Below are 16,991 nucleotides of genomic sequence, written 5' to 3' on the forward strand. Positions count from 1 at the left end.
ACCAACCGGCCCACTCAGCCCCTGGGCCGCCCGGTGCGGCGACCGGACGCTGGAAGTGAGGCCCGGAGGTGTGTCATGACCGAAGTACAGCAAACACCGGTGCACGCGCTGCTCACGGACGGCACCACCGTCCGTATCCGGCGGGCAGGTCCCGGCGACCACGACGAGGTGCAGCGGCTGTACGAGCAGATGTCGGCGGAGAACCTGCGGCAGCGGTTCTCCGCCATCAGCCGGACCTCCGCCCGGCAGGCCGCGGACCGTGTGGCGAAGTCCGGCCGGGCAGGCTACCTCGCCCTGGCCGCCGAACACGCGGGCCGCCTGGTGGGACTGACGGAGTACGAGGTCACACCGCCCGGTACCACGGCTGATCTCTCGCTCGCCGTCGCCGACGACTGGCACCACCACGGCATCGCCACACTGCTGCTCGAGCACCTCGCGGACGCCGCCCGGTCGGCGGGCATCACAGCGTTCACCGCGGAGGCGCTCTCCGACAACCACGAGGTCCTGAAGGTCTTCCGGGACCTCGGGCTGCGCGTCGAGCGCCGCCTCAAGGGCCCCCAAGTGCACTGCACCGTCGAACTCGCCGAGGACGAGGACTACTTGCGTGCCGTGGACACCCGCGGCAGCCTCGCCGACGTCGTCAGCCTGCGCCCTCTGCTGCGGCCCCGCAGCGTAGTGGTGATCGGCGCGGGCCGCAGGCCCGGCTCCATCGGCCGCGCGATCCTGCGGAACATCGCCACCGGCTCCTTCACGGGGCGCGTGTTCGCCGTGCATCCCGAGGTCACGTCACTGTCGTGGGCGCACGCGTACCCGTCCCTGGCCGAGCTGCCGGAGGTGCCCGATCTGGCGATCGTCGCCGTGCCCGCGCCGGCCGTCCCGGATGTGGCCGAGGAGTGCGGCGCGGCGGGCGTGCGCGCCCTGTTGGTCGTCTCCGCCGGTCTCGGCCCCCAGCAGGCGGGCGCGCTGCTCGCCGCCTGCCGCCGCCACGACATGCGGCTGGCCGGCCCCAACTGCCTGGGTCTGGCGAACACCGAGGACGGCATCCGGCTGGACGCCACCTTCGCCGCGCACCACCCGGGCCCCGGGGCGGCCGGGGTCGCCGTGCAGTCCGGCGGAGTCGGCATCGCCCTGCTTGACGGGCTGAGCCGGCTGGGCATCGGCGTCTCCAGCTTCGTATCTCTGGGCGACAAGTACGACGTGAGCGGCAACGACATGCTCCAGTGGTGGGAGAGCGACGGACGCACCGATCTGGCGCTGCTGCACCTGGAGTCCTTCGGCAATCCGCGTGCCTTCTCCCGCACCGCACGCCGCGTGGCCCGCACCATGCCCGTGCTCACCGTCGACGCCGGGCGGTCGGAACCGGGGCGGCGCGCCGCCGCCTCGCACACCGCGGCGGCCGCCACCCGGATCATGACCCGGCAGGCCCTGTTCACCCAGGCCGGGGTCACCGCCACCCGCACGATCGGCGAACTCCTCGACGCCGCGGCGCTGTTGCACTCCCAGCCGGTGCCGACGGGCACCAGGGTCGCCGTCGTCTCCAACGCGGGCGGCACGGGTGTCCTGACCGCGGACGCCTGCGTGGACGCCGGGCTGAACGTGCCACAGCTCGGTGCCGACCTGATCGCCGAACTCCTCGCGGTGCTGCCCGAGGGAGCGACCGCCACCAACCCCGTGGATGCCACAGCCACGGTCGACGAGGAACAACTGCGCGCCTGTGTGAACCTGCTGGCCGGGCACGGAGCCGTCGACGCCGTGCTGGTGACCCTCGTGCCCACGGCGGTCGCCGCGGCCACCGGCGACGATCTCGTCCGGGCCCTCACCCACGATCCGGGCCCGCTCCCCCGCCCGGTCGTCGCGGTCCTGCCCGCCCAGGCGACCGGGGTCGAGCTACTCGCTGCCCGCAACGACGGTACGGTGCCCGCCTACGCGGACGCCCAGGACGCCGCCCGAGCCCTCGTCCATGCCGCCGCCCGGGCCCACTGGCTCGCCCAGCCCCGAGGCACCGTGCCGGACTTGACACAGGTGGAGACCCCGCGTGCCAGTGAGCTCGTCGCGTCGTTCCTGGACGACAACCCGGAAGGCGGCTGGCTGGATCCGAGGACGGCCGCCGCGCTCCTCGGGTGCTACGGGATCCCACAGATCCCCTGGGCCTGGGCGCGGGACGAGGACGAGGCGGTCGCCACCGCCGAGCGGCTGGCGGGCGCCGACGGACGTGTCGTCATGAAGGCCCACTGGCCGGGGCTCGTGCACAAGAGCGAGCAGCACGCCGTCCACCTCGACCTGCAGAACCCCGCCCAGGTCAGGGCCGCCCATCGGGACCTGGTCACTCGCTTCGGGGACCGGCTGACCGGCGTACTCCTCCAGCCGTTGGCCGAGCGCGGCACCGAACTGCTCGCCGGCGTCGTCCAGGACGAGGTCTTCGGACCGCTCGTGGTCTTCGGACTCGGCGGCAGCGCGACCGAACTGCTCGCCGACCACGCGGGACGGCTCGCCCCGCTCACCGACCGCGACGTGCACGAACTGATCACGGCCCCGCGGTGCGCCCCGATGCTGTTCGGCTTCGCGGGCAGTCCGGCGGCCGACGTCGAGGCGCTGGAACAGGTGCTGCACCGGCTGTCCCGGATGGCGTGCGACCTGCCGCAGCTGGCGGAGGCCGACCTCAACCCGCTGCTGTCCGGACCGCACGGTGTTCGTGCGCTGGACGTCCGAGTACGGCTCGTGCCGCGAGATGCGCACGACCCGTATCTGCGCCGTCTGCGCTGACCGGAACCGGTCCCCTCCCGGCCCACCACCGGGGGCCGTTCGGCACCCGCTCGGTGCCGCTCGGCCCACGCCCGAGCCGGCCGGTACGGGCCACTGTGGGAGCAGGAGAGGTCCTGCGGGGAGGCAGCCATGACCGAACGTACCGACGGCAACGCAATCGTGGTGGGCGTCGACGGATCCGAAGCATCCCTGGCGGCGCTGCGCTGGGCGGAGAAGCAGGCGCGTGCCCTGAACACACCGGTCGTCGCCGTGCACGCCTGGGAACCGGCCGCGGCCGGATTCGCACCCTACGCTCCGGCAGCGGCCCGGCCGACCGCCGAGGAGCAGCGCGAGCGTGCCGCCGCACTCCTGGCCTCCGCGGTGCGGCAGACCTTCGGACCTCGCAGCGGGTCTGCCGTACGCGCCGTCGTGGTGGAAGGGCCGCCCGCCAAGGTGTTCCTCCAGCACGCCCGCGGCGCCCTGCTGCTGGCCCTGGGGCGCAAGGCCCACGGGCAGTGGGATCCACCTGCCATCGGCACGGTGGGCCGCGACTGTCTGCGGCACGCGGCGGTGCCCGTGGTGACCGTGCCTGCGGCCGAGAAGGCCACGCCACCGCTCAGGGCCGTCGCCACGCCGGAACACGTCCGCAGCGGAGCCGCATAGCCGAGAGCGACCGAGGAACACCGAGGTGACGACATGGACATCCTGGTCGGATACGCCAGCGCGCACGGGTCGACCCGCGAGATCGCGGCCCACATGGCGGATCGGCTGAGCGCGGCGGGGCTCAAGGCCGAGGCGAGGGCGCTGGAGACGGTGGAGGACGCCGACGCGTACCGGGCGTTCGTCCTCGGCAGTGCCGTGCACGGGCAGACCTGGCTCGAACAGGCGAAGGCATTCCTCCGCGACAACCCCGACGTGCTGAGTACCCGGCCGGTGTGGATCTTCAGTGTCGGGATGCCGGGGGCGCTGCGCGGGCCGTGGAAACGCCTCGCGGCCAAGGAGGTCCCGGTGATCGTGAAGAGTCTGCCCGGTGAGGTGCCCCACCGCGACCACCGACTCTTCTCCGGTGTCGTCTCTCCCGCCCAGCTGCCCTTCACCGGACGTGTGCTGTTCCGTCTGATGGGTTGCCGGTTCGGCGACTACCGCGACTGGGGCGCCATCGACGGCTGGACCGACGGGATCGCCGCGGAGCTGGCCGACGGCTGAGGGGGTGCCCGATGCGTTTCGAACCGTGAGGAGGCGGGGCGGTCTGCCCGTGGCTGGGAGGTGGCCGATGCGCTCAGGGTGCCCCTCGGCGTTCTGGTGGTGTGCACGTCCACAACGGCACGGTCGCGCTCCGCGGCTCGCTGCCGGCGGACCAGGCCGGAAGGCTGACGGACTCTGTGGCACGGATCCTGGACGAGTTGCGGTCGCGGACCACCTCCCGTGCGGTGGGAGGGCCGAACGGCCCTCGTCGACTCCCCCTCGGCCCCTGCGTCCGCCGCGCCGTCCGCGCTCCACTGAGACGAGAACAGGAGACATCGCCGAGGGAGCCGACCATGACGGACACAGCAGCAGAGACGGTCACCGTGCAACAGCCGCCGGAGGCGGACCCGCACCGGCTGGAGGTCACCCACGTCAACGGTGATGCGTACGAGGTGGACATCCGGGGCCATCGGATCCTGGTCGACCAGCCCCTGGAGGCGGGCGGGACGGACACCGCACCCACACCCACCGAACTGTTCGCCGCCTCCCTGGCCACCTGCGTCGCCTTCTATGCCGGGCGATACCTCCTCCGCCACGGACTGCCGCGCCGCGGACTGCGCGTCCGGACGGAGTTCACCATGGCCTCGGACCGCCCTGCCCGGGTGGACACCGTGCGTCTGGTGATCGTGCCGCCGCCCGCACTGTCCGCACAGCGCCACGCGGCCCTGCTCGCCGTCGCCTCGCACTGCACGATCCACAACACATTGCACAGCGCACCCGAGATCGACATCGAGCTGGAGCCGTGAGCACACCCCGGTCTCTGGGAGCCACGCGCTCCGTGAGCCGGCAAGAGGACGCCGAGGGAACCGTACGACCGTGAGGCGGGACGGCCCATGAAGGAGACGCTGCGTCTGGGGCGCTTGGCCGGTGTCGGTCGCTTTCCCGACGCCCATCCCGGCCACTCCGTGGGCCTACGGGAGCGTCGGCCTGCTGACGGCCGTGGTGCTGCTGGCCTCACTGCCGGCGCACGAACTCGCCCATGCTGTCGTAGCGCGCCGCGACGGAGTCGACGTCGATGGCATCACACTGTGGATGCTGGGCGGTGTCGCGAGGCTGCGCAGCGAGGCAGCCACGCCCGGCGCGGAGTTGCGCATCACAACGGTGGGTCCACTGGCCTGCGCTGTCGCGGGCGGGGTGTGCACCGGCCTGGCCCTGTGGCTGGACTCGCTGCGTGTCTCCGGCCTCGTCGTGGAGGCCGTGGCCTGGCTGGCCGCCATCAACATCGTGCTGGCCGTCTTCCACTCCGTTCCCGCCGCCCCGCTGGACGGCGGGCGACTGCTGCGCGCGTTCCTGTGGCACCGCACCGGCCACCTGACGCCGCCGGGAGTCGGTGGCCGCGGGCCGTTCTCGGTACTCCCCGCTCCCGCACCGGACCGCCCCCGTCCCCGGCCCCGCGGGTACCCCCGGGGAGTACGACGCTCTTCCGGCAATGGCTGCAGCAGGTGCAGCAGGTGCAGCCATTGACACTTCGGTCGGCCCGTAACGGCGGCATGGCTGTCCGCCTGGAGTACGGGGTGCTTCGCACCCTGTGCGTCGCGCCGGCCGTTCTCGTCCACCACGAGACGACCGCGACGGACGCCTCCGCCATTCCGGACGCGGCCCACGCACCGTCCGCCTCGACCGCACCGACGCACGAGGTCGGACCAGACGCCTGTTCCATCCCGGGCATGCCGCACTGCATCGCAGCACTCGTCGGCGCCGTACCCCACCAGGTCGCGTCGCACCCGCTGCTCACCCCGCGACAGGGCGCGGCGCGGCATGCCTTCGACGCGTCGGCAGTCGGCCGCGCCCCGCCCGACCTCTCCGTCCTCTCCCGGCTGCGCCTTTAGGCCGCGCCGGGCGGCGCGCGACGTGCCGTCCCTCCGCGACCACACCGGCAGTCTCAGCCAGAGGACACCACACCATGAACAGCATCGACCGTCGCTCCGTCCTGCTGGCCGGGCTGGGAGCCGCCGGCGTCGGCGCGCTCGCGGCCTGCACCAGCGGATCTGACAGCGGCCACGCCCTGATCGACCCCTCCGGCTCGGCGGTCGCCGCCGCCGAGAAGAAGCGCGAGGGCACCGGACGCAGCCAGGAGATCGCGCTGACCGCGGCACCTGCCACCATCGACCTGGGCGGCGGCGTCAGGCCCAAGACGTGGGCCTTCGACGGACGCACCCCGGGCCGGGAGGTCCGGCTCTCCGTGGGCGACACCCTGGTCGCCGAGCTGTCCAACCAGCTCCCGGACAGGACCGCCACCTCAATCCACTGGCACGGCATCGCCCTGCGCAACGACATGGACGGCGCCCCGCCTGCCACCCAGAGCGCCGTCCGGGCCGGCTCGACGTTCACGTACCGCTTCGTCGCGGACGCCCCGGGCACGTACTTCTTCCACCCGCACGTCGGCGTCCAGCTCGATCGTGGTTTGTACGCGCCTCTGATCGTCGAGGACCCCAAGGAGACCCTCGGCCACGACGATGAGTGGACCGTACTCCTAGACGATTGGGTCGACGGCGTCACCGGCACCCCCGACGAGGTCTTCGCCGAACTCAGACACGGCATGGGCGGCATGGAGGGACACGACATGGGGGGCATGCACGGGACGGACAGGGACGGCGGCCCCGCGTCCCCCTCCGCCACGGCCGACGGTATGTCGTCGAAGTTCATGATCATGGGCGCCCAGAGCGCCCTGCTCGGCGGCGACGCCGGAGACGTGCGGTACCCGTACCACCTCGTCAACGGCCGGGTGGCGACCGACCCCGCCGTCTACTCCTCCAAGCCCGGGAAGAAGGTGCGGCTGCGGATCATCAACGCGGGCTCGGACACGGCCTACCGGCTCGCCCTCGGCGGGCACAAGCTGACGATCACCCACACCGACGGATTCCCGGTCCGGCATCAGGAGGTGGACGCCCTCCTGATCGGCATGGGCGAGCGTTACGACGTTCTCGTCACCCTTGGCGACGGTGTGTTCCCGCTGGTCGCCGTGGCCGAGGGCAAGAACGCGAACGGTCTGGCCCTGGTGCGTACGGGCTCGGGGAGCAAGCCGTCCGCGACCGTCCGCCCAAAGGAACTCGACGGCGTGATCATGACGGCGCCCCGGCTGCGCGCAGACGACGACGTACGCCTGGAGGCGGCCAGGACCGACGTCACGCACCGGATCGAGCTGACCGGCGGCATGATGCACTACAACTGGGCCATCAACGGCGAGCCGTTCGAGATGAGCGACCCCGCCGCGAACCCGATCCTCATCGAGCAAGGCCAGCGGGTACGGCTCGACTTCCTCAACCGCACCACCATGTGGCACCCGATGCACCTGCACGGCCACACGTACCAGCTCGGCGCCTCGGGCCCGCGCAAGGACACCGCGATCGTGCTGCCCCGACAGAACTTGTCCGTCTTCTTCGACGCGGACAACCCGGGCCAGTGGATGCTGCACTGCCACAACGCGTATCACGGTGAGGCCGGGATGATGGCGAACGTGGCCTATCGGGCCTGACCTTCGCCACCGCCCCCCACGGTGAATGCACGACCTCGCCCAGGAGCAGGTGGATACCTCACGCTGTTCCCGTCGGGGAACTCGGCAAGTCATCGGTCCGGTGCGCGATGTGTGGGGAGACCGAGGCCACACCGTCCACGCTTCGGCCCAGCCGCTCGGTGATCCGAAGGGTCCGACGACGCCCTACTCGGAACACTTGCGCAGCACGAACGCGTGTCGCGCCGCGCCCGGAGCACGTCTCGGGTCATCAGGTCCGCGACCGTACGGTGGCGCACCGCGAGCGAACCGCCCAGCACCCGTTCAGGGCCCCTCGGTCCGGCGAACCGGGCTGTTCGGCCCCGTAATCGGGCTTTACAAGCCCATGCTGCGGAGGTCTGTGCGTGTCACGCTGGTTACGTCAGCCCATCGAAGAAGGGAGGGTGGCGATCATGCGAGCGCGACTCGGCGACCAACTCATTGTCGAAAGCCCGACCACCGGCGCCACCAAGCGCGACGGCGAGATCGTCGGACTGCACCACGAAGACGGGACGCCGCCCTACGACGTGCGCTGGTCGGACACGGACGACGTGACACTCGTGTTCCCCGGCCCCGACGCACATGTCCGTCATGCCCAACACGGGACCTGAAGCCCCACGGGCGCCCCGCCCCTCGTACTCTCCGCTCGGGAGTGATCACGATGGAAGCCAAACAGGGGACCGTGCAGATCTACATCACAGAGGAAGGCGACGGCACTCGTGCACGTGCTGTCCTGAACACCCGGGACACGTCGACGGTCACCGGCCGTGGTGTGGCCCGCCGCAACCCGATCGACCGCTCCATTCCGGAGATCGGCGACGAACTCGCCGCCAGCCGTGCACTGGAGGACCTCGCCATCCGTCTTGACGATGTCGCCGCCGACGACATCGTCCAACCGGCGGGCCCCGGCGAACGGTGACCCGCCCGCGTCACACAATGGGGCCGAACGGCCCCGTCGTACCGCCCCGCTCGGCCCTGCCGCTCCCGGAGCACCGGCGTAGGCTGAAATGAGCCTGCGGGCGAGCAAGGGAGCCCGTCCGCAACAGCCGCCTGCGACAAGGGAGTTACCGCCCCTGCGAGAAGGCTCCGGCAGCGGCCGGGCTGAGAGACCGGAAGGTCGAAGGACCGCACGGCGACCTCCACCACCTGACCCGAAACATGCCGACGAAGGGAGCCCACCCCGCACGTTCCGTCGTGTCCCGCGACCCGTCCCCTCTTCTGCCCGCCCCCGGGCGGAGAGCCGACGGACAGTCTGGGGGTCCGGTGCCACATCACCTCACCGCGAGTGCTACGCCCGGCCACGCGCGACCGGCGGCATCGGCCGCACCGGTACAGCGTTTGCGCCCGGACGAGGCGCTCGGCGCGTTCGACACCTCCTCACGCGGGCTGTCCTCCCGGGAAGCGGACGTCCGGCGCGGGCGGGACGGCCCCAACGAACTGCCGCGCCCCCGCCGCAAGGGGCTGGGGCGGCGCTTCATGGCCCAGTTCACCGATCTGTTCGCGATCGTCCTGATCGCCGCGTCGGCGCTGACGTTCCTCGCCTACACCCTTCAGGATCCGCACGACGCGGGAAACCTGCAGCTGGCCTTCGCGATCCTGGGCGTCGTGATCCTGAACGCGGTGATCGGCTTCGTCCAGGAGTACTCCGCCGAGCGGACCGCGCAGACGCTGCAGGCCATGGTGCCGCACACCTGCCGGGTACTGCGGGACGGGGAGCGACTGGAGCTGCCGTCGGGCGCGCTGGTCCCCGGCGACATCGTCGTCCTGGAGGCCGGGGACGCGGTGCCCGCGGACTGCCGGGTCGTCGAGGCCCATGCTCTGGCGGTGAACAACGCGCCGCTGACCGGGGAGAGTTCGGCCGTCGGCCGCGTCTCGGAGCCGACCGGCGCGGCCACCGCGCTGGACTCCCGCAACTGCGTCTTCATGGGCACCACGGTGGTGTCCGGCTCCGGCAGGGCCGTCGTGTACGCCACCGGAGCGGCCACGGAGTTCGGCAGGATCTTCCGCCTTACCGACGCGGCCCCGCTGCAGAAGACGCCGCTGCAGCGCGAGGTGGCCGTCATGGCGCGGCGCGTCTCGGGGCTGGCCGTGGCGATCGGGGCGGGCATGTTCGTGCTGCGCCTGGAGACGGGGCAGCCGCTGGTGTCGGCGTTCGTCTTCGCGCTCGGCATCATGGTCGCGATGGTTCCCGAAGGGCTGCCGGCGACTCTGTCGGTGTCGCTGGCCATCGGCGTGCGGCGCATGGCCCGCCGCCGGGCACTCGTGAAACGACTGCTGGCCGTGGAGGCCCTCGGCTCCACCACCGTCATCTGCACGGACAAGACCGGCACCCTCACCCAGGCCGAGATGACCGTCACCCGGATCTGGGGCGACGGCACGTGGCACGAGGTCTCCGGCGTGGGATACGCCCCGGTCGGCGAGGTGGCCGGGCGCGATGCCGTCCGCGAGCTGCTGCGGGCGGCGTTGCTGTGCACGGACGCCCGGCTGGTGCCGCCTTCCGGGGCCGACGGCTGGCGGGTGCTGGGGGACACCACCGAGGGGGCGCTCCTGGTCGCGGCGGCCAAGGCAGGCCTGGACACGTCCGTCGAGAAGGAGGCCGCCCCGCGGATCGGGGAATTCCCCTTCGACCCCGTACGGAAGCTGATGAGCACCGTCCACCGGATGCCCGGGGGTGACGTCGTGTGCGTCAAGGGCGCGCCGCAGGAGCTGCTCGTCCGGTGCGCACACGTCCGCTCTGACGGGGCCGAGCTGCCACTCACCGATGAGCTGCGGCGGGCGGTGGCGGACGCCAATGACTCCATGGCCAGGCGAGGACTGCGCGTTCTCGGCATCGCCGTACGCCCCGTGACGACCGCGCCCGCGGACGCGGCGCAGGCCGAGTCCGGCCTGACGTTCCTGGGGCTGGTCGGCATGCTCGACCCGCCGAGGCCGGAGGTCTCCGAGGCCGTGAGCGCCTGCCGGCGGGCCGGCATCCGGATCGTGATGCTGACCGGGGACCACCCTTTGACGGCGGAGGCGATCGCCCGCCGAGTCGGTATTGTGACCGGCCCCTCCCCCACCGTGGTGACAGGAGCCGGGCTGGACGCGATGGACCCGCCCGCCCTCGACGCGCTGCTCGCGGCCCCGGGGCAGGTGCTGCTGTGCCGGGTCAGTCCCGAGCACAAGATGCGCGTCGTCGCCGCCCTGCAGGCTCGCGGCGAGGTCGTCGCGGTCACCGGGGACGGGGCCAACGACGCGCCCGCGCTCAAACACGCCGACATCGGTGTGTCCATGGGGGCCAGCGGTACGGACGTCGCCCGCGAGGCGTCCGGGATGGTGCTCCTCGACGACTCGTTCGCCTCCATCACCGCGGCGGTGGAGCTCGGCCGGTCCGTCTACCGCAACATTCGCAAGTTCCTCACCTACCTCTTCAGCCACAACATCGCCGAGCTCGCCCCGATCATCGCGGCGGCCTTCGTCGGCTTCCCCCTGGTGCCGCTGACCGCCGTGCAGATCCTCGCCATCGACCTCGGCTCCGACGTGCTGCCGGCGCTGGCGCTCGGGGCCGAACCGCCCGAGCCGGACACCATGGACCGCCCGCCGCGCTCACGCCGCGAGCGGCTGTTCTCCGCCGAGCTGGTCCGCCGGTTCCTCTTCCTGGGCACGGTGATGTCCGTCGGCGTGTGCACCGTGTTCTTCTGGCAGGTGCACTCCGCGGGGATCCCGTACGACGACTTCACCGCCGACGACCCCGCCTACCGCAAGGCGATCACCCTCACCCAGGCCGCAATCGTGGTGGGCCAGTTCTTCAACGCGCTCGCCGTGCGGACCGACCGGCAGAGCGTGTTCACCGTCGGACTGTTCTCCAACCCCCGGCTGCTCGCGGCCGGTTGCTTCGGTATCGGTCTGATGGCCGCCATCAGTTACACACCTTGGCTCCAGGAGGTGTTCCACACGGCTCCCCTCGCGCCCGCCGACTGGGCGGTCGTGGTCGGCTTCGGCGTGCTGCTGCTGGCCGCGGAGGAGGCCCGCAAGTGGTGGGTGCGCCGTGCGCCGGCCCCCGTCGACAAAGAGAAGGAGGTGGCAGGATGAGGGTCATCGTGGTGGGCTGCGGCCGAGTGGGTTCCGCGCTCGCCGTACAACTGGTCAGCGAAGGACACGACGTGCGTGTCATCGACCGCGACCCCAGGACCCGGCGGCTGCTGCCGGCCGGCTTCTCGGGGCAGGTCCTGCACGGCAACGGCTTCAGCCGCACGCTGCTCGAGGCCGCCGGAATCGAACTGGCCGACGCGTTCGTCGCCGTCACCTCGGGCGACAACACCAACATCGTCAGCGCCCGCACCGCGAAGGAGACCTATCGGGTGCCGATCGTGCTGGCCCGCATTTACGACCCGCGACGCGCCGACATCTACCGCGAGCTGGGCATCCAGACGATTGCCAGCGTGCGCTGGACCGTACACCAGTTGCACCAGATGCTGTTGCACCGTCACCTCACCCCGGACCTCGACTTCGGCAACGGCGAAACCCTGCTCCTGCGCTCCCGGCTGCCCCTGTATCTCGCCGGCAGACGCCTGGGCGACTTGGAGGTGGACGGCGAGATCCGGGTCGTCGAGGTGACGCGCGGCGGCCGGTCGTTCCTGCCCTCGCCCCACACCCCGGCCGAGTCGGACGACCTCGTCACCTTCGCCGTCGCGGCCGACGCACTGGGCCGCCTGCGCGGATTCCTGGACAAGGAGCTCGGGACATGAAGGTCATCGTCGCCGGAGCCGGCCGGCTCGGCACCCAGATCGCACAGGTCCTGAGCGCCGCCCGCAACCAGGTCACGCTCGTGGACCAGGACGACGCCCGCGTCGCCGGACTCCGGGGCGCTGTCGCCGCCGATCTTCGCATCGGTGATGCCTGCGAACCGAGTGTCCTGGAGAACGCGGGCGCCCACACCGCCGATCTCGTCGTCGCCACCACCGGCGAGGACGAGGACAACCTGGTCATCAGTCTGCTCGCCAAACGGCAGTTCAAGGTCGCCCGGGTCATCGCACGGGTCAACGACGAGGAGAACGCCTGGCTGTTCACGCACCACTGGGGTGTGGACACCGCCGTACCGGCCGCCGCGCCCCTCATCTCCCTGATCGAGGAGGCGACCAGCGCCACCGACACCGTGGCTCTGCTCCGCCTGAGCAAGGCGGGCGTCAACGTGATCGAGACGAGCATCACCGCGCAGTCCCGCGCGGCAGGCCGGACCCTCGCGGAACTCGGTGTCCCGCCGGGCATCGTGGTGGTCAGCGTCGTGCGCGGCGGCGAACCCCTGGCCCCGGTTCCGGACCGCCGGCTGCAAGAGGGCGACGAACTGCTCGTGGTCTCCCACGCGGCGACAGAGAGTGAGGTCCACGCGGCCTTCCAGTGAACACACCGGTGCGTGGACATGCGCCGACCGGCCACGCTCAGGGGGTGCAGGAACTGTCAGGGCAGGCGCTCGCCGCTCCCCGTCGGCGTCCGCCAGACCAGCGTGGTGCCGCCCTCCGCAGGACAGTTCAGATCCAGTTCCCCGCCTTTTTGCTCGGCCCGCTCTGCCATGTTCCGCAGGCCACTGCGGCGGCCGTCGGCCGGGACGCCCACGCCGTCGTCGGAGATCGTCAGCCGGACCTCATGCCCCTCCGCCTCCAGGACGACGTCCGCTCGAGAGGCCCGGGCGTGCCGGGCGACGTTGGTCAGCGCTTCGGAGAGGACGGCCACCACATGGTCGGCGATCTGCCGCGGGACGTCGGTGTCGACCAGCCCCGCCATACGGACGCTGGGAGCGAAGCCCAGCACCGAGGCCGCCTCTCCGGTCGCCCGCATGACGCGGGCCCGCAGCCCGGATGCGCCACCTCCCTGGCGCGAGCGCAGGCCGAAGATGGTCGACCTGATGATCTTGATCGTTTCGTCCAGGTCGTCCACCGCGCGCATCACCCGCTCGGCGGCCTCACGATGCTCGATGAGGCGTCCCACGCTCTGCAGCGTCATGCCGGTCGCGAACAACCGCTGGATGGCCAGATCATGCAGGTCACGGGCGATCCGGTCATGGTCCGTGAGAATGGCGAGCTGCTCGGCGTCCTGGCGCCGCTCCGCCAGCTCCATCGCGACGGCCGCCTGAGCTGCGAAGCCCCGCAAGGGTTCGATCTCCTTCGCCGTGAACACCGTGTGCCCCAGCTCCCGCACCAGCAGAACGACACCGCGGACGCCGTCGCCCGTCCCGATCGGCACGGCGGCACCGGGGCCCAGCCCGGCGAAGCGCTGAGAACTCGCGGAGACCCGCTCATCGTGGGAGGCGTCTGCGCTGGTGACCGGAGCGGCGGTGGCGAAGGCCTCGCCGATCAGACTGCCTTGCACCGGCAGCACCACACCGCGGTGCCGCTCCGCGTCCGCACCGACGGCGAGTTCCACGGACAGCGAGTCGGTGCCTTCCATCGGCATCGCCACCATGGCCAGGGCCGCGCCCGTGATCTCCCGGGCCCGGTCGGCGATCAGACGGAGGACTTCGGTCTGGCCGCCTCCTGACATCAGGCTGTAGGTGATCTCCGCGTTCGCCTGGAGCCAGCGCTCGCGCAGCCGGGACTCCTCGTACAGCCGCGCGTTGTCGATCGCCACGCCCGCCGCCACGGCCAGGGTCGACAGGACCGCCTCGTCCTCCTCGTCGAACTGGATCCCGCCCCCTTTCTCGGTGAGGTACAGATTGCCGAAGACCTGGTCGCGCACCCGGATCGGGACGCCGACGAAGCTGTTCATCGGTGGGTGGTTGGCAGGGAAACCGTACGAGGCACGGTGCTGGGAGATCTTCGCCAGGCGCAGCGGCTCGGGACGGCTGATCAACTCGCCCAGGATGCCGTGGCCCTCCGGATAGTGGCCGATCTTCGCGATTTGTTCCTCACTCATGCCGACGGTGAGGAACTCCGACAGCCGCTCGCCATCGGGGCCGATGACGCCCAGGGCCGCGTACTCGGCGTCGACGAGTACCGCGGCTGCCTCCACGATGCTGCGCAGCGCCTGTTCCAGGTCGAGCTCCCTGCCTACCGAGAGCACCGCCTCCAGAAGGCTGTGCACCCGGTCGCGGGTACCGCGGGCCGCGTCGAGGCGTGCCTGCAGCTCCTCCAGCAGCTCGTCGAGCCTCAGCTGCGGCAACTTCACCCGGATCTCGTGGGACTGCTCGGTGGTGCCCACCAGCGCTCCTCCACGTCCCCCAGACGCTCACCCGCCGGACCATCGCAGGCATCTGCCACGCTACCGCTCCGGCGCGCAAAAGGGCACGACGAGCGGTGGGCGCACGGCTGCGTCATCAGTCGAGGGGCACGACTGCGACCGGTGCGGCCGAGCCCTGGAGCACCTGGTGAGTCACCGGGCCGATGTGCGGCCCGACCAGGGCAGGACGGTTTTTGCGGCCCACGACGACCAGTGAGGCCTCGTGGGAGGAGTCGACGAGGTGCGGGCCGGCCGAGCCGATCACAGTCCCTTCCGTCACCTTGACACCGGGGAACTTCTCCTGCCACGGGCGCAGCGCCTCGGTCACCGTCTCCTCCGTCCGCGCCGCACGGTCTCTATGCGCCGCCGCGTGCGGCTCCGGCTTCCAGCCGTGCGCGATCCGCAGGGCGGCTGAACGGCGTGCGGCGGACTCGAAAGCGAACTCGAGAAGGGCGTCGGCGGGCAGGTCGTGCAGTTCGAGCCCGAGGACGACGTCCCGACCGGCACCGCCGCCGGACGCGGTACCTCGGGTATCGGGCCGGCGCTCGTCAGCCGCGCCGGTTCCCGCGCGTACGAGAACCACCGGCCGCGTGGCCCGCGCCAGCACCGCGGAGGCCACGGAACCGAGCAGGTATCCGGCGGTCCGGCCCAGCCCGCGTGAGCCGAGCACCAGCAGATCTGCCTCCCGCGCTGCCGTCACCAGGGCCACCGCCGGGCGTCCGGCGAGCCGTTCCGACGTGACGCGCAGACCAGGGTGACGTCGGGCGAGGGACACCTGGACCTCGCGGAGCAGGTGCGCGCCCCGGTCCGCACCGGGCGTCGGCACAGCCTCTTCGGCGAACGGCACGTAGGAGTGCGGTGGTTGGTCCCCGGCGTGCACGAGACGCAGGGGAACCGCCATGAGCGAGGCCTCGTGGGCGGCCCAGTCGGCGGCCGCGATGCTCTCGGGTGAACCGTCGAGGCCGACAGTGACGTTACGGGACATGGGAGCCTCCTTGGTGAAGTGCCCCCACTCTCGCGTCCCCGGTGGCCGCGGCAGGAGGCCCCATTGGTCCCCCCGATCCGCCGATGGGCCCGGCGTCGGGGACTGCTCCGGGCGCACCGCACCTCCTCAGCCGCGTGCGGGTGCGACCGCGACCGGGCACTCCGCGTGGTGCAGCAACGTATGTCCCACCGGACCCAGTTGGAGGCCGTAGTGGCCGTGCCGGCGCCTGGCCCCGATGATCACGAGGTCCGCCGCGGCGGAGCGCTGCAGGAGCACCTTGCGGGCCGGTCCTTCAGCGGTGGCACGGCGGACCAGGACGTCGGGGTGTTCGTCCACGGCATGAGCGAGCAGGGCATCGAGGACGGCGGAGGCCTCCTCCTCGTGCTGGTGCGCCGGCTCTCCGGCGAGCAGGGGATGATCGGCGGTCTCGTGGGCGGGGCAGCGCCATGCGCGTACGACGTCCAGGGCGCACGCGCGGGCCTCGGCCTCACGAAAGGCGAACCGCACCGCCTCGTCGCCCGTGGCGTGGTCGCCCACGCCCAACAGGATCCGTTCGTGCGAGCCGGTGAGGCCCGCCTTGTCGCCCCGGACCACGACCACGGGGCAGTGCGCCCGTGCCGCCACGGCCAGGCTCACCGAACCCAGCAACAGGCCCGTCACCTCGCCACGGCCGCGGGATCCCGTCACCAGGAGCGAGGCGTTGTGGCCTTCGCGCAGCAGCGCGTCCACCGCCTCGTCGCCGAGTACCTCGCCGGTCGCCTGCACTTCCGGGTTGCGGCGCCGGGCGCGTTCCATCGCGGCTCCGAGGATGTTCTCCATGAGTACCCGCCCGGAGGATCGCTCCAGGTCGCCCGGGAGTGCGGGGCCCTCGTACCGTTCCCACTTCGAGGCGCTGACCAGCCGCAGCGGCAGGCCGAGCCGCGCGGCTTCGTCCACCGCCCAGTCGACCGCCGCGAGGCTCGGTTCCGATCCGTCGACGCCCACGACCAGGGGCAGTTCCATTGTCCCCACCGCCTTTCGTCGGATTGCTGCGCATCGAGCAGCAGGGAGGGGTCACCCTCACCGTGGCACGCCATGCGGCACTCGTGCAGGGGCGGTTCGGCCCTTGTCCGGGACGTATGGCCCTCAGCTGTGGACGATCGTGCGGTGGTCCGTGGTCGTCGGACGAGGCCGCGTGGGTGACGGTGTCCGGCCCGCGCGCCGGCTCAGCAACCGCACGGCGAGCGCGTCGAGCGCCGCGGTGAGGACGATGGTCACGCCCATGGCCGCGACGAGAAGAATCGCGAATCGCTCCCAGAACTCCGGTGTCAGGCTCGTGCCCACCGTCCTCGCCCCCTC

15 protein-coding genes and 1 pseudogene are annotated in these 16,991 nt (G+C 71.7%); 12 read left to right on the forward strand and 4 right to left on the reverse strand.

Features of this window, described 5'->3' with window-relative positions:
- The first annotated feature begins 75 nt into the window (after window positions 1-75).
- From OG381_RS02075 to OG381_RS02130, 12 genes and pseudogenes are all read left to right on the forward strand, one after another.
- A complete protein-coding gene (locus OG381_RS02075) occupies window positions 76-2,763 on the forward strand; it encodes a bifunctional acetate--CoA ligase family protein/GNAT family N-acetyltransferase (protein WP_327714337.1) in 2,688 nt (895 codons plus the stop codon).
- A 129-nt stretch (window positions 2,764-2,892) separates the two neighbouring features.
- Complete coding sequence (locus OG381_RS02080) at window positions 2,893-3,405, forward strand: universal stress protein (RefSeq protein WP_327714338.1); 513 nt, start codon at window positions 2,893-2,895, stop codon at window positions 3,403-3,405.
- Window positions 3,406-3,438: 33 nt separating this feature from the next.
- The gene (locus OG381_RS02085; protein ID WP_327714339.1) at window positions 3,439-3,948 is read left to right on the forward strand and encodes a flavodoxin domain-containing protein; all 510 of its coding nucleotides are present in this window, start codon (window positions 3,439-3,441) and stop codon (window positions 3,946-3,948) included.
- Window positions 3,949-4,280: 332 nt separating this feature from the next.
- Window positions 4,281-4,733 carry an OsmC family protein gene (locus OG381_RS02090; protein ID WP_327714340.1) on the forward strand — a complete coding sequence of 151 codons (453 nt, stop codon included), beginning with the start codon at window positions 4,281-4,283 and terminating at the stop codon, window positions 4,731-4,733.
- Between the two features lie 121 nt (window positions 4,734-4,854).
- Window positions 4,855-5,451, forward strand: coding sequence for a site-2 protease family protein (locus OG381_RS02095; protein ID WP_327714341.1), 597 nt, complete (start codon window positions 4,855-4,857; stop codon window positions 5,449-5,451).
- Complete coding sequence (locus tag OG381_RS02100) at window positions 5,439-5,816, forward strand: hypothetical protein (protein ID WP_327714342.1); 378 nt, start codon at window positions 5,439-5,441, stop codon at window positions 5,814-5,816. The genes OG381_RS02095 and OG381_RS02100 overlap by 13 nt, the downstream gene beginning before the upstream one ends.
- Before the next feature lie 74 nt (window positions 5,817-5,890).
- Window positions 5,891-7,462, forward strand: coding sequence for a multicopper oxidase family protein (locus tag OG381_RS02105; RefSeq protein WP_327714343.1), 1,572 nt, complete (start codon window positions 5,891-5,893; stop codon window positions 7,460-7,462).
- A 428-nt stretch (window positions 7,463-7,890) separates the two neighbouring features.
- Window positions 7,891-8,079 (forward strand): annotated as a pseudogene (locus OG381_RS02110) (DUF1918 domain-containing protein); the annotation flags it as partial.
- 59 nt (window positions 8,080-8,138) lie between these two features.
- The gene (locus tag OG381_RS02115; RefSeq protein WP_327714345.1) at window positions 8,139-8,396 is read left to right on the forward strand and encodes a DUF1876 domain-containing protein; all 258 of its coding nucleotides are present in this window, start codon (window positions 8,139-8,141) and stop codon (window positions 8,394-8,396) included.
- Between the two features lie 419 nt (window positions 8,397-8,815).
- Complete coding sequence (locus OG381_RS02120) at window positions 8,816-11,548, forward strand: cation-translocating P-type ATPase (protein ID WP_327714346.1); 2,733 nt, start codon at window positions 8,816-8,818, stop codon at window positions 11,546-11,548.
- Entirely contained in the window at window positions 11,545-12,204 is a 660-nt protein-coding gene (locus OG381_RS02125; protein WP_327714347.1) for a potassium channel family protein, read from the forward strand. Before OG381_RS02120 ends, OG381_RS02125 begins: the two co-directional genes overlap by 4 nt.
- Window positions 12,201-12,857, forward strand: coding sequence for a potassium channel family protein (locus OG381_RS02130; protein ID WP_327714348.1), 657 nt, complete (start codon window positions 12,201-12,203; stop codon window positions 12,855-12,857). Before OG381_RS02125 ends, OG381_RS02130 begins: the two co-directional genes overlap by 4 nt.
- A 56-nt stretch (window positions 12,858-12,913) precedes the next feature.
- Here the strand turns inward: OG381_RS02130 and OG381_RS02135 are convergent, their stop codons facing one another.
- The 4 genes from OG381_RS02135 to OG381_RS02150 form a co-directional block, all read right to left on the reverse strand.
- Window positions 12,914-14,650: a sensor histidine kinase gene (locus OG381_RS02135; protein ID WP_327714349.1), complete on the reverse strand. Its 1,737-nt coding sequence runs from the start codon at window positions 14,648-14,650 to the stop codon at window positions 12,914-12,916.
- Between the two features lie 115 nt (window positions 14,651-14,765).
- The gene (locus OG381_RS02140; protein ID WP_327714350.1) at window positions 14,766-15,653 is read right to left on the reverse strand and encodes a universal stress protein; all 888 of its coding nucleotides are present in this window, start codon (window positions 15,651-15,653) and stop codon (window positions 14,766-14,768) included.
- 126 nt (window positions 15,654-15,779) lie between these two features.
- Window positions 15,780-16,655 (reverse strand): universal stress protein, encoded by an 876-nt coding sequence (locus OG381_RS02145; protein WP_327714351.1) that lies wholly within the window; start codon window positions 16,653-16,655, stop codon window positions 15,780-15,782.
- A gap of 123 nt (window positions 16,656-16,778) precedes the next feature.
- Window positions 16,779-16,976: a hypothetical protein gene (locus OG381_RS02150; RefSeq protein ID WP_327714352.1), complete on the reverse strand. Its 198-nt coding sequence runs from the start codon at window positions 16,974-16,976 to the stop codon at window positions 16,779-16,781.
- Between the last annotated feature and the right edge of the window lie 15 nt (window positions 16,977-16,991).

The organism is Streptomyces sp. NBC_00490, assembly GCF_036013645.1.
Classification (GTDB): Bacteria; Actinomycetota; Actinomycetes; order Streptomycetales; family Streptomycetaceae; genus Streptomyces; species Streptomyces canus_F.